At 58.3% G+C, this 13251-nt stretch carries 10 protein-coding genes; 1 reads left to right on the top strand and 9 read right to left on the bottom strand.

Annotated elements, in window-relative coordinates; translation table 11 throughout:
- Positions 1 to 34: 34 nt before the first annotated feature.
- The 5 genes from H598_RS27095 to purL all read right to left on the bottom strand — a co-directional run bounded on the left by H598_RS27095 (position 35) and on the right by purL (position 8268).
- Positions 35 to 169, bottom strand: a complete 135-nt coding sequence (locus tag H598_RS27095; RefSeq protein ID WP_281171303.1) for a hypothetical protein — start codon at positions 167 to 169, stop codon at positions 35 to 37.
- A 149-nt stretch (positions 170 to 318) separates the two neighbouring features.
- Entirely contained in the window at positions 319 to 438 is a 120-nt protein-coding gene (cydX, locus tag H598_RS25910; protein ID WP_028112158.1) for a cytochrome bd-I oxidase subunit CydX, read from the bottom strand.
- A gap of 12 nt (positions 439 to 450) precedes the next feature.
- Positions 451 to 1590, bottom strand: coding sequence for a cytochrome d ubiquinol oxidase subunit II (gene cydB, locus H598_RS0105720; RefSeq protein WP_028112159.1), 1140 nt, complete (start codon positions 1588 to 1590; stop codon positions 451 to 453).
- The gene (locus H598_RS23445) at positions 1583 to 3223 is read right to left on the bottom strand and encodes a cytochrome ubiquinol oxidase subunit I (protein WP_051252459.1); all 1641 of its coding nucleotides are present in this window, start codon (positions 3221 to 3223) and stop codon (positions 1583 to 1585) included. Before H598_RS23445 ends, cydB begins: the two co-directional genes overlap by 8 nt.
- A 1154-nt stretch (positions 3224 to 4377) precedes the next feature.
- The gene (gene purL, locus H598_RS0105730) at positions 4378 to 8268 is read right to left on the bottom strand and encodes a phosphoribosylformylglycinamidine synthase (RefSeq protein WP_028112160.1); all 3891 of its coding nucleotides are present in this window, start codon (positions 8266 to 8268) and stop codon (positions 4378 to 4380) included.
- Positions 8269 to 8410: 142 nt separating this feature from the next.
- Between purL and mltF the strand changes: the two genes are divergently transcribed.
- Positions 8411 to 9820: a membrane-bound lytic murein transglycosylase MltF gene (mltF, locus tag H598_RS23450; protein WP_051252461.1), complete on the top strand. Its 1410-nt coding sequence runs from the start codon at positions 8411 to 8413 to the stop codon at positions 9818 to 9820.
- Positions 9821 to 10224: 404 nt separating this feature from the next.
- Here mltF and tadA read toward each other — a convergent pair whose 3' ends face one another.
- The 4 genes from tadA to H598_RS0105755 form a co-directional block, all read right to left on the bottom strand.
- Positions 10225 to 10728 carry a tRNA adenosine(34) deaminase TadA gene (tadA, locus tag H598_RS23455; protein WP_051252463.1) on the bottom strand — a complete coding sequence of 168 codons (504 nt, stop codon included), beginning with the start codon at positions 10726 to 10728 and terminating at the stop codon, positions 10225 to 10227.
- A 70-nt stretch (positions 10729 to 10798) separates the two neighbouring features.
- Positions 10799 to 11164, bottom strand: coding sequence for a VOC family protein (locus H598_RS0105745; protein WP_028112161.1), 366 nt, complete (start codon positions 11162 to 11164; stop codon positions 10799 to 10801).
- A gap of 9 nt (positions 11165 to 11173) precedes the next feature.
- Entirely contained in the window at positions 11174 to 12157 is a 984-nt protein-coding gene (locus H598_RS0105750) for an ABC transporter permease (RefSeq protein ID WP_028112162.1), read from the bottom strand.
- Position 12158: 1 nt separating this feature from the next.
- Complete coding sequence (locus H598_RS0105755) at positions 12159 to 13064, bottom strand: ABC transporter ATP-binding protein (RefSeq protein ID WP_245595559.1); 906 nt, start codon at positions 13062 to 13064, stop codon at positions 12159 to 12161.
- Positions 13065 to 13251: the final 187 nt, after the last annotated feature.

The raw sequence follows: 13251 nt of genomic DNA on the forward strand, positions 1-13251 counted from the left end.
ACCCTGGCGCAAACGCAAGACAGTCGCTGGCGCCTTATCCACAGTTACCCGCATCCACCGCGTTCAGCATGCTCAGCACAGTGAGGTTGGTACCACCGGCGCTGCCGCATGCCCCTGTGGCATCGATGCACTCAAGCGCACGCTGAGTCAGGGTTTGGCCGGGCCTCATCAGCGCTTAGCCTCTACGCTGCTGCAGTGGCTGCTCTCTGCCTGCGGTTGTCCTACGGCAATCAAAGCCGATGTTAGGCACAACATGCGCCGGGTCATGCGGACACAAAAAAGCCGCCCTAGGGGCGGCTTAGTCGGAATCAAATAGGTTTAGTCTTGATTCTTCTCGGCTTTTTTAGCCATCTCGTCTGAGTGCTCGTACCATAAGGCATTGATGATGCCAAATGCACAGGCCAACAGCACGCCGAGAATCCAGGTGAAATACCACATAGTGTCGGCTCCTTAATACAGAGAGTGCTTGTTGGATTCAATAAAGTCGTTGTTCAATCGACCGTACATCTTGATGTAACACCAGGTGGTGTAACACAGGATGAGCGGCACGAAGATGCACGCCACCACAAACATGATGGTCAGGGTCATCTCAGAACTGGTGGCATCCCACATGGTGAGGGAGTGGCTTGGGTTCAGAGACGATGGCATCACGAACGGGAACAACGAAATCGCCGCCGTCACAATCACCGCCACCAGGTTCAGTGAACTGGTGACAAAGGCCAGGCCATTGCGGTTAGCGGCAGTCAGCACCGCCGTCAGCAGTGGCATGACCACCGCCAGCAATGGCAACAAATACAGCACCGGCATGGCGTTGTAGTTGTTAAACCAGGCCCCTGCCGCCGCTTCCGCGGTCTTCAGGGTCGGGTTTGACGGGCCATTGTGGTCCAGGGCAGAGGTAATGACGTAGCCATCGATGCCGCTGTACAGCCACAGACCTGCCAGCACGAACAGTACCGCGCCGGACAGACCAATCACCTGAGTGGCCTTGCGAACGCGCTGATACAGAGCACCGTCGGTCTTCATTCCCAGCCAGGTGCAACCTTGCAGCAGGAACATCGACACACACAGCAGTCCCACCAGCAACGCAAAGCCATTCAGCAGGCCGAAGAAGCTGCCGCGGTAGAACACCCGCAGGTACTCGTCGTATTCAAACGGTACGCCTTGCAACAGGTTACCGAAGGCCACGCCGATGATCAGCGGCGGAACCAGGCCGCCGATGAACAGGCCCCAGTCCCAGGCATCACGCCAGCGTTTGTCTTCGATCTTTGACCGGTAGTCAAAGCCGATAGGCCGGAAGAACAAGGCAAACAACACCAGCACCATGGCGATGTAGAAGCCAGAGAATGCTGCAGCGTAAACCAGAGGCCAGGCCGCAAAGATGGCTCCGGCGGCGGTCAGCAGCCACACCTGGTTGCCGTCCCAGTGAGGGGCGATGGAGTTGATCATCACCCGACGCTCGTTGTCGTTTTTACCTAGGAAGGGCAGCAGGGCGCCCACTCCCATGTCGAAGCCATCGGTGACGGAGAAACCGATCATCAGAACGATAACCAGCAGCCACCAGATAGCGCGTAGAGTTTCATAATCAAGCATGGCTAGTGGCCTCCTTGGCGTCTTCACGAGACTGTCGAGCTTTAGTCAGTTTCGCCAGCAAACGGGCGTCTTCGGCGGCGTTATCCGCAGATTCGAAGTGGTAGCGGCCGGTCTTGAGGCTGCTTGGACCCAGACGGGCAAAGCGGAACATCAGGAACATCTCGACCACCAGCGCCAGAGTGTAGAAGCCGCAGATCAGCGCAATGCTGAAGATCAGCTCACTGGCACTGAGGCTAGAGGTGGACATGGCGGTTGGCAGAATCTCGGCAATGGTCCATGGCTGACGACCGTATTCGGCCACAAACCAACCACACTGAATCGCCAGCCAAGGGGCAGGCAGAATCACAATCGCCAGTTTCAACAACCAAGGCTTATCCAGTACCCGTTGCTTGGCGCTCTGCAGGAAGGCCAGGCCGATAACAATCAGCATCACCACACCCAGACCCACCATCACCCGGAAGGACCAGAACATCGGGCCTACATTAGGAATGGAGTCGTCCACGGCCGCCTGAATCTGGGCTTCGCTGGCCTGGTCGATCTCATCCAGGTAACGCTTCAGCAGGAAGCCATAACCCAGATCGACCTTACGTTCCTGGAACTGGGCAATCTCGTCGTCGTTGGCCGAGCCATCACGCACTTTCTGCAGCAGGGTGTACGCCACCATGCCGCTGCGAATGCGGGCTTCGTGCTCCACCTTGATGTCTTTGATGCCCATCACCTCCTCGTCCAGAGAACGGGTGGCGATGATGCCCATCAGGTAGGGAATCTTAACCGCGTAGTTGGTTTCCATGTTCTCGCTGTCGGGGATGCCGATGGCGGTAAACGACGCCGGCGCCGGGTGGGTATCCCACTCCGCTTCCACCGCCGCCAGTTTCACCTTCTGTACGTCACCCATCTCATAGCCAGATTCGTCACCCAGGACGATGACCGACAGGATGGATGCCAGACCAAAGGCGGAGGCGATGTAGAAGGAGCGCTTGGCAAAGGCGATGTCACGCCCTTTCAGCAGGTAGTAGGAGCTGATGGCCAGCACGAACACCGAACCGGTGACGTAACCGGAGGCGACGGTGTGGACAAATTTCACCTGAGCCACCGGGTTGAAGATCAGCTCGGCAAAGCTGGCCATCTCCATCCGCATGGTGACGTAGTTGAATTCGGCGCCGATGGGGTTCTGCATCCAGCCGTTGGCGATCAGAATCCACAGCGCCGACATGTTGGAGCCCAGGGCAACCAGCCAGGTTACTGCCAGGTGCTGACGCTTGGAGAGGCGATCCCACCCGAAGAAGAACAGACCGATGAGCGTCGACTCCAGGAAGAAGGCCATCAGCGCTTCGATGGCCAGCGGGGCCCCGAAGATGTCGCCGACGTAGTGGGAGTAGTAAGCCCAGTTGGTACCGAACTGGAACTCCATGGTAATGCCTGTGGTCACCCCCAGGGCAAAGTTAATGGCAAAGAGCTTGCCCCAGAACTTGGTCATGTCCTTATACACTTGCTTATCGGTCATCACATACAGTGATTCCATGATGGCAAGCAGGAACGCCATACCCAGGGTGAGTGGAACAAACAGGAAGTGATACATCGCCGTCAGTGCAAATTGCAACCGCGATAGATCGACTACTTCATCGACAATCATTGGAGTCTCCTTACGCCTGCCGCGCCGCCGAAGCGGCGCCGGAATTCAGGAATAGGTTATGGGGTACAGAAAAAAATAAAGACAAAAAGCCTGAACAAATTGGGGCATCACAACCACACCGGGCTGCTGGAGTTTGGCGCGGGCTCAGTCTCGGGCCTGCGACAGAGAGGGACGCAAAGAAGCAGGGGTTCACCGCTACATCCATGACAGGCCTCCAAGCACTTACTGCAACCATCCGTTAACACTCCTTGCCTCTCTGTGACTCTGCCGTGCTCTCCTGCACCGGAAAGTTAAGCAGAGAATCAGCTAGCAATTCAGCCAATTTTATATCATTCCCTCTGCCCACCCCTCAATCCCTGCCAGAATACTCTGATCACTTTTGGGAGCTGACTCACAATTATTGAGAGATAACAAAAAAGGGTTAGATATCAATCAAATGTTAATAAATTCAAGGTGAGTTTTATTCACCCTCGCAGTACTCAGATTCATGCCGTGCCAGCTAACAAGTTTGGCCAAATATAAGTACGGCTACAAAATAAACGATCAGACAACAAATGGCTGTAAATTACTAAAAAATATAGAAATTAAATAAATGTTAAAAAACAACAATCGCATCACAAGGGATATTTAATAAGAAAAACTAATCCGAAAATAGAGTTTTTCTAGTTTGCCAACCACCGCAGTCGAATCTACTATAGCCCCATCGAAACGAGATGATGGATTAATCAACACATCGCTTCGATTCTGAACACAATCAACTCATTCATGTTAAGGGGAGGCTCTTATGACTCAACTACTGCATCGCTTGGTTAAGCTGTACCAACGTAGCTTTTCCGAACTGTACCGCCAACAGGTTCAGTGATCGCCTGGCCTGTTGAGTGTCGACAGGCAAGTATCACCTTCTTTGCGAAATGCTAGCGCATTCTTTGGCCGCTCCCTCCCCGGGATGCGGCCTTTTTTTGTCGCCGCTTCTGTCCCAGAATACGCCTCAAAGCAGCCCAAATATTGCGCCAAGACAACATCCACGGGTAAGCTGATTCAGTGTCAGATTCGGTGCCGAGCCCGGCAGCGGTGCTGCGCCGCCGACAGCCCCCTCGGCCCTGAGGACACAAAAAAGCCCGGCAATGCCGGGCTTTGTCGTGCTGATGTCGAGGTTAACCCAGGGCCACCCGAGCGTTGCGGAACATCCGCATCCACGGGCTGTCTTCTCCCCACTCATCCGGGTGCCAGGAGTTGGCTACGGTGCGGAACACCCGCTCCGGATGCGGCATCATGATGGTCACTTTGCCGTCGGTGGTGGTCAGGCCGGTAATCCCGGCCGGAGAGCCATTGGGGTTCGCCGGATAAGCGCTGGCGATCAACCCTTGGTGGTTCAGGTAACGCAAGGCCACCGTTCCGGACGCATCCGCCGCTTTAAACGCCTGCTGGCTGGCAAACTCGGCCCGCCCCTCACCGTGGGACACGGCAATGGGCATTCTGGAACCGGCCATGCCATCAAAGAACAGGCTCGGGCTTTGCTGAACCTCCACCAGGGAGAAGCGAGCCTCAAAGCGTTCAGAGCGATTGCGGACGAAGTGCGGCCAGTGTTCAGAGCCGGGAATGATCCCCTTCAGGTTGGACAGCATCTGGCAGCCATTACACACCCCCAGAGCCAGGGAGTCACTGCGCTCAAAGAACCCCTGGAACTGCTCACGGGCTCGATCGTTGAATAGGATCGATTTGGCCCAGCCCTCACCGGCGCCGAGAACGTCGCCGTAGGAGAAGCCGCCACAGGCCACCAGCCCCTGGAACTGTTCCAGCGTCAGGCGTCCCTCGAGGATGTCACTCATGTGCACATCCACCGCGTCGAAGCCGGCCCGGTCAAACGCTGCCGCCATCTCCACGTGAGAGTTCACCCCCTGCTCACGCAAGATGGCCATTTTCGGCGCACTGCCCTTGAGGATATAGGGCGCCGCCACGTCTTCGGCCGGATCAAAGCCGAGGCTGACCGACAAACCCGGATCGTCGGCGTTGAGTTTGCCCTGGTGCTCCTCTTCGGCGCACTGGGGGTTGTCCCGCAGCGACTGCATCGCCAGGGTGGTTTCCGCCCAGATGCCTCTGAGCTCGGTACGGCTCTCGTCCAGCACAGTGTCACCGCCATCGGTGATCACCAGCCGCTTACCGTCGTTGGCACTGCCGATGACATGGCTGCACTGAGCCAGCCCGTGCTCTGCCAGCGTCTGCTGAACCTGCGCCAACTGCTCGGTGGTCACCTGCAACACCACGCCCAGCTCTTCGTTAAACAACTTAGCCAATCGGTCACCGGCCAGGGCGGTCAGATCCGCCTCGAGGCCGGCTTTGCCGGCAAAGGCCATTTCGGCCAGGGTCACCAGCACACCGCCGTCACCCTTATCGTGATAGGCCAGCAAGCGCTGCTCGGCGATCAGCGACTGCAGGGCGTTGAAGAAGCCCTTCAGCAACTCCGGCTGATCCACATCCGGGGCCTGGTTGCCCAACTGATTGTACACCTGAGCCAGCGCCGAGCCGCCAAGGCGACTTTGGCCATCACCGAGATCGATGTACAGCAACTGCGTTTCGCCCTTATCCAGCCGCAGCTGAGGCGTCAGGGTATGGCGAACGTCGTTTACTCGACCAAAAGCGGTGATCACCAATGACAGCGGCGAAGTGACACTCTTATCCTGGCCGTCATCGGTCCAGGCGGTCTTCATGGACATGGAGTCCTTACCCACAGGAATGGTCAACCCCAGGGCCGGACACAACTCCTCACCCACGGCCTTAACCGCCTCATACAGGCCGGCATCTTCACCCGGATGACCGGCGGCGGCCATCCAGTTGGCAGACAATTTAATGTGCTTCAGTGAGCCGATGTCGGCGCAGGCGATATTGGTCAGCGCTTCACCGACGGCCATGCGGGCAGACGCACCGTAGTTGATCAGTGCCAGGGGGGTACGCTCGCCCATGGACATCGCTTCACCGTGATAGCTGTCCAGTGAGGCCGCGGTAACCGCACAGTTGGCCACCGGCACCTGCCAAGGCCCCACCATCTGATCGCGGGCCACAAGACCGGTCACCGAGCGGTCACCGATGGTGATCAGGAAGGTCTTCTCCGCCACTGCCGGCAGGCGCAGAACCCGGCGCACCGCGTCGGCGGCTTTGATGCCCGACAGGTCCAGTGCCGGCGCCTGGCAACGTTCGGAGGTCACATCCCGGTGCATCTTCGGTGCCTTACCCAACAGCACCTCCATCGGCATATCGATGGGCGTATTGTCAAAATGGCTGTCTTCCAGGCTCAGGTGGCGAGCCTCGGTGGCTTCACCAATCACCGCATACGGGGCACGTTCCCGGCGACAGATGGCATCGAAACGGGGCAGATCCTCGGCTGCCACCGCCATCACGTAGCGCTCCTGAGATTCGTTGCACCAGATCTCCAGTGGCGACATGCCAGGCTCATCGTTAGGCACGTCCCGTAACTGGAAGCGGCCGCCACGACCACCGTCGTCCACCAGTTCGGGCATGGCATTGGACAGACCGCCGGCGCCAACATCGTGAATAAAGGCGATGGGGTTGTCGTCCCCCAGTTGCCAGCAGCGATCGATCACCTCCTGGCAGCGACGTTCAATCTCCGGGTTCTCCCGCTGCACCGAGGCAAAATCCAGATCTTCGGACGATTGGCCAGAAGCCATGGAAGAGGCCGCGCCACCGCCCAGGCCGATGTTCATTGCCGGGCCGCCCAGTACAATCAACTTGGCGCCGACGGGAATCTCACCTTTTTGGACGTGTTCTTCGCGAATGTTACCCAGGCCACCCGCCAGCATGATCGGCTTGTGATAGCCGCGCACTTCGGTGCCATTAAAGCTGGCCACTTCCTGCTCGTAGGTACGGAAATACCCCAGCAGCGCCGGACGACCAAATTCGTTGTTAAACGCGGCGCCCCCCAGGGGCCCTTCGGTCATGATCTCCAGGGGAGTCACGATGCGATCCGGTTTGCCGTAGGCTTGCTCCCAAGGCTGTTCGAAGCCGGGAATATTGAGGTTGGATACCGTAAAGCCAGTCAGACCGGCCTTCGGCTTTGAGCCTCTTCCGGTAGCACCTTCATCGCGAATCTCACCACCGGAGCCGGTGGCCGCGCCCGGATAGGGGCTGATGGCGGTCGGGTGGTTGTGGGTTTCCACCTTCATCAGGATGTGAACCGGTTCCTGATGGTATTGATAACTGCCGTCTTCATTAGGGAAGAAACGCCCGGCGGTAGAGCCGGTCATCACCGCGGCGTTGTCCTTGTAGGCCGACAACACGTATTCCGGTGTCTGTTCAAAGGTATTCTTGATCATCTTGAACAGCGATTTAGGCTGTGCCTCGCCGTCAATGGTCCAGTCCGCGTTGAAGATTTTATGCCGACAGTGCTCGGAGTTGGCCTGGGCAAACATGCACAGCTCGATGTCGTTGGGATTGCGTTCCAGGCGGGAGAAGTTCTCCACCAGATAGTCAATCTCATCGTCGGCCAGTGCCAGCCCCATGCTGGTATTGGCGGCCACCAGTGCCTGACGGCCACCGCCGAGGATGTCCACCGACTTCAGCTCACCGGGCTCGGCGGTCACAAACAGCGACTCGGCCTGATCAAAGTCGGTCAGCACCGCTTCAACCATGCGATCATGGAGCAAGTTCAACAGCTGACGCTGCTGCTCATCACTCAACTCACCCTCAAGCTTGACGTACCAGGCGACGCCGCGCTCCAGTCGCTGTACCGAGCTAAGGCCGCAGTTATGGGCGATGTCAGTGGCTTTGGAGGACCAGGGGGAGATGGTGCCGGGGCGTGGTACAACCAGAAGCAATTTTCCTTGAGGATCATGCTGTTCCAGTCGAGGGCCGTAGGTTAATATCTGTTCGAGGTGAGTCGTTTGCTCGGAGTCGAGCGGCGCGGAGAGGTGGGCAAAATGGCAGTATTCAGCGTAAAGATCAGAGACCGGGAGAGTCGCGTTTTGGCAAGCCGTAAGCAGCTTGTGGACCCGAAACGCGGACAGCGCCGGCGCGCCGCGGAGGATCTTAATCACGGTATTTTTACCTTATATAGTTATGTGTAGGGCTCAATTCCGTTAACCGTGCTCCGACCTGGATCACAGTTTCCGGAAACCAAGGTGGCGCCATTATAGTGGAAAGGGCGGTCGCAAAACAGTCTACAATGAACGGAAGATGGGGCTGATTTTAAATAAGTTAATAACATCAAGAAGCTTGCTTATCTGCCTGTGTCTGACACTGGGCGGCTGCATGCGGCTGGAGATCGAGACCCCGGCGGCCCCCAAGCCTGAACCGGACAAGCCACTGCGCGTCGGCACCCTGTACGGCCCGACCACCTATGTGGTGGGAGCGGCGGGCCCACAGGGACTGGATTATGAGCTGGCCGAGGGTTTTGCCAATCACCTGCAGCGCGAGCTCACCGTCATCCCCTACGCCTCACTGCCTGAGCTGTACAATGACATGAGCAATGGCAAACTGGACCTGATCGCCTCCAGCCTTGCCGATACCCACCTGAACCGCAGCTTCTGGCGCTTTGGTCCCCCGCTTTATCAGACCCGCCTGCAGGTCGTCTACAACCGCAACCAACCCCGCCCTGACGCCATCGATGCCCTGCCCCAACCACTGGTGGTGATGGCCGGCTCCAACCACGCCGAGCTGCTGGCCAACCTGGCCCTGGCGGGCACTCAGGTGCAATGGCAGGAAACCGACTCCCAGGCCGCCCATGAACTGCTGGCCCAGGTGGCCAGTGGCGAAGTGGCGTTTACCCTGGCCGATGACAAAACCCTGGCCGCCAGTCGTCGCATCCACCCGGAACTGGCCACGGCTTTTGACATCGGCCCGGAGTTTGACGTCGGCTGGGCCCTGCATGCCAGAGGCAGCGACGCCCTGTTCAGCGAGTTGCTGGATTACTGGCACCTGCTCAAGCAGGCCGGACGCATTGCCCAATTGGAGGAGAAGTACTTCGGCCATGTGGAGCGATTCGATTACGTAGACACTCGGGCCTTCATTCGAGCAGTCGAGCAGAAGCTGGCCCGTTATGAACCCTGGTTCAAAGCCTATGCCGGCGAGCTGGACTGGCGTCAACTGGCCGCCATCAGCTACCAGGAGTCACACTGGAACCCCAAAGCCCGTTCTCCCACCGGCGTTCGAGGCATGATGATGCTCACCCGTTCCACCGCCCGCCGGGTCGGCGTCGACGATCGCCTGGATCCTCAGCAAAGCATACGCGGCGGCAGTGACTACCTGCACGACCTGATTCGACGCCTGCCCGCCTCCATCCCCGAGCCCGAGCGGTTCTGGTTTGCCCTGGCGGCCTACAACATCGGCTTGGGACACGTCGAAGATGCCCGCGTGCTGGCCCAGCGCCAGGGCCTGAACCCCAGCAGTTGGCGAGACGTAAAAACCGTGCTGCCAAAGCTGACTCAGAAGCGCTACTACCAGCGCACCCGTTACGGCTTCGCTCAGGGCGGGGTCGCAGCCCACTACGTCGACAACATTAAACGTTACTACGACACTCTGGTGCTGCTGGAAACCCGACTACCGCCGATGCTGGCACCGCTGAAGGTCGCGATAAACGAAGAGTGATCGGGACAGAACTTTCCACCGAAATAGCCAATAAGATCCCAGATTTGATAGAGATAGCGCCTTAAAGGGGTTGAAAAATGGCGCCATCGTCGCTATCTCTAATGGCAAGATAAAAATCGGCGCCGGCTCCACGATCTGAGCCCGTCGTAGCGGCATCCGTCGCACTCACGGCCAACACTGTGAACTGGGCCCCAGCGGCCACGGTCAGCGTGATTTTGCCAACCTACCCAATGTCATCGAACTGCAAAGAGACGGGGATACCATAAATAAAAAGAGTACCAGTAAGGAGATTCTATGAAGAGTCCAGCACGCCGCCGCAAGGCACTTAGCAGCTTATCAGAGCGCCGCCGGGCCCTGCGAAAACGCGGCCATATGAAAGTCCTGCAACGGAGCAAGTCATTCGTTCAAGACGCGTCGTTCGACGACGCCTTCTGAGCTTGCTTTAAGGCTTTCTTTTCCGCCCTGCGCCGTTTAAAGAAATCACTCAACTGAGTCGCGCAGGGCTCAGCCAACACCCCTCCACACACCTCAGCCTGATGATTCATCGCGGGATGTTGCAGCAGATCCATGACGCTGCCTGCGGCGCCGGTTTTGGGGTCGCTGGCGCCAAACACCACTCGTCCGACCCGAGCGTGCACCAAGGCACCGGCACACATGGGACAGGGTTCCAGCGTCACGTACAGAGTGGTATCCAACTGCCGGTAATTCTGCAGCGCCAGTCCGGCCTGCCTCAGGCACTGCATCTCGGCGTGGGCACTGGGATCGTGATCGGTGATGCTGCGGTTATAGCCTTCGGCGATCTTAACGCCCGCTTTCACCAGCACCGCGCCAACGGGCACCTCTCCCAAGGCCTCGGCCTTAGCCGCCAACGCCATGGCCTGCTGCATCCAGTATTGGTCCTGCTCCACCTGTGCCCCTTCTCATGTTCCTGCCGGTTTCAACGGCGCACATTGTAATCAGCCACGGGGGGCGATGCCACTACATCGGCTGCCACAACTCCACTTTGTTGCCTTCGGGATCCAGAAACCAGCCAAAGTGACCGTAACTTTCTTTGACGATCTCCCCCACTTGCTGACCGCCGCCGGCCACCACCTGCTTCAAGGCTTCGGCCAGATCGTCCACCACCAGGTTGAACATAAAGCCCTTTTCTGACGGACTGAAATACTGCGTATCCTCGGCAAAGGGACACCACACCGTCATCCCCTTGTCCGGCATGGTGGTCGGTACAAAATCGGCCCCGTACTCACCCACCGCCATTCCCAGGTGGTCTCGGTACCATTGCCCCAGTGCCGTGGGGTTGCCACTCTTGAAAAACACCCCACCTACGCCCAAGACCGTTGCCATTCGCGCCTCCTAGTTCCAGCGGAATCCCTTGGCACCGATGGCAATCGCCACCACGGAGATTGTCGTCAACGCCAGCCAGTGCGGCCAGAGTGTCGCCACTCCAGCTCCGTCAATAATAATGGCACGGGATGCGGCATTGAGATGAGAAAGTGGCAACAGCTTCGCCACCGCCTGGATCCACTCGGCGGTCCCCTCCAGTGAGAACCATACGCCAGACAGGAACATCATCGGCCAGGCAATCAGGTTCAGCACCCCGTTGCCAAACTCCTCCGAACGAGTGCGGCAGGCCACCAGTAAGCCAACACTTACTAACGCCAGCGCCCCCAGCAGTGCGGTGATCAGCAGCAGCAGCAAGTTACCGATGATGGGGATGGAGAACATCCACGCACAGGCCACAAACACCAAGGTGGCGGTGGCCATCATCATCAGCATGCGACTGCAAATCTGCGACAGAATGAAAATCCACGGCTTCATGGGCGTGGCCTGATAGCGTTTCAGCACGCCGTTCTTGCGGTAGCGAATGATCACATACCCGACGCCATAGAGGCCGGAAAACATCATGTTCATGCCGATGATGCCTGGCATTAACCAGTCGATGTAACGTACCGCCTGCCCCTGCTCCTGAGTCGCCGTCAACGGCCCCACCACCCCCAGCACAATCCGTTCCGCCAGGTAGCCCTTGGCCGAGTCCGGGTTAACCACGTAACCGCGTTCGGTCAACAGCAGGTCCAACTGGTGCCGTCCGACCTTACTGCGGGCCAGCGCCTCATTGTCGTAGGGAATCAACTGCAGATAACGGGTCTGTTGCAGGGCCGCCAGGTAAGGCGGCGACCCCAGCACCCCGAGTTTGTACTCCGGCCGATCGGTATCGCTGAAAGCCACCCCGAAACCGATGATCAGCATCAGGGGAAACATCAGGCTCCAACCCAGGGCCGACCGGTCCCGCACAAACTCCAGGTTACGGGCATGGATCAGTGCCAACAGACTTTTCATCTCAGCTCCTCAGTTGGTGACCGGTCAGGGTCAAAAACAGGTCTTCCAGGTTGGGACGGCGAATATTGAGGCTGGTGACATCGACCTGATGCTGCTGCAACAGCGCCAGCACCTGATTGACGTCGTCGGTCTGGAACTCCAGCAGGCCGTTGCGCTGCTGAACCGGCAGTGGCCAATCCGGCCCCAGGCTGGCACTGGCTGGCAGACTGACAATCCGGGACAAAAACGCCTCGGCAATCAGCGCCGCCGGCGTATCCTGACGCAACACCCGGCCGTGATCCATGATGGCGATGCGATCGCACAACTGCTCCGCCTCATCCATGTAATGGGTGGTCAGCAAGATGGTGGTACCAGTGGCTTGCACATCCCGAATCAACTGCCAGAAGTTGTGCCTGGCCTGGGGATCCAGGCCGGTGGTGGGCTCATCCAGGAACAGCAGTTGCGGGCGATTGATCAGTGCCAGGGCCAGCAGCAGTCGTTGTCGCTGGCCACCAGACAGCGTCTGATGTTGCTGGTCCATGAGGCTGTCGAGGCGGCACTGCTGTGCCAACTCTGACAGCGGCACCGTGGTGCGATACAGGCTGGCAAACAGCGTCAGGCAATCTCTCACCGACAGGTGCTCCGGTAGCGCCGTCGCCTGAAACTGAATGCCGATATGGTGGCGATAATCGTCTAAAAGGGGCTGTTCTTTAAATAGAACCCGTCCGGAGGTGGGCTTGAGAATGCCCTCGAGCATCTCCAGGGTGGTGGATTTTCCGGCGCCATTGGGGCCCAATAAGCCGAAGCACTCCCCGGACATTAATGCCAGATTCAGATGGTCGACTGCGGCCAGGTCGCCAAAGTGCTTACTCAGATCCTGCGCTCGTAACAAAACCTGGGCATTGTGTGCGTTGCTCCGCTCAGCCACCTCTCGCTCCTTGACAAACAATTTCCCTAAAGCATTAAATGCCAAAAACCGGTCGGGTTGCAATCACCCATTTGGCGTGTTCGCGCCATAGGTGCTCCGCCATTGAGCCGGAAAAACAGACTTGGCCATCAGCCAGGCGCGTGTGCTGACTTCGCCACTAGGGCGCCCCGTTGTGCCGCCGGCGAAA

This window comes from Ferrimonas kyonanensis DSM 18153, assembly GCF_000425405.1.
In the GTDB taxonomy this organism is placed as follows: Bacteria; Pseudomonadota; Gammaproteobacteria; order Enterobacterales; family Shewanellaceae; genus Ferrimonas; species Ferrimonas kyonanensis.

Excerpts from the sequence above, each read along its gene's own strand:
- H598_RS27095 (WP_281171303.1), bottom strand. The coding sequence starts at position 169 with ATGAGGCCCGGCCAAACCCTGACTCAGCGTGCGCTTGAGTGCATCGAT.
- cydX (WP_028112158.1), bottom strand. The coding sequence starts at position 438 with ATGTGGTATTTCACCTGGATTCTCGGCGTGCTGTTGGCCTGTGCATTT.
- cydB (WP_028112159.1), bottom strand. The coding sequence starts at position 1,590 with ATGCTTGATTATGAAACTCTACGCGCTATCTGGTGGCTGCTGGTTATC.
- H598_RS23445 (WP_051252459.1), bottom strand. The coding sequence starts at position 3,223 with ATGATTGTCGATGAAGTAGTCGATCTATCGCGGTTGCAATTTGCACTG.
- mltF (WP_051252461.1), top strand. The coding sequence starts at position 8,411 with ATGGGGCTGATTTTAAATAAGTTAATAACATCAAGAAGCTTGCTTATC.
- H598_RS0105745 (WP_028112161.1), bottom strand. The coding sequence starts at position 11,164 with ATGGCAACGGTCTTGGGCGTAGGTGGGGTGTTTTTCAAGAGTGGCAAC.
- H598_RS0105750 (WP_028112162.1), bottom strand. The coding sequence starts at position 12,157 with ATGAAAAGTCTGTTGGCACTGATCCATGCCCGTAACCTGGAGTTTGTG.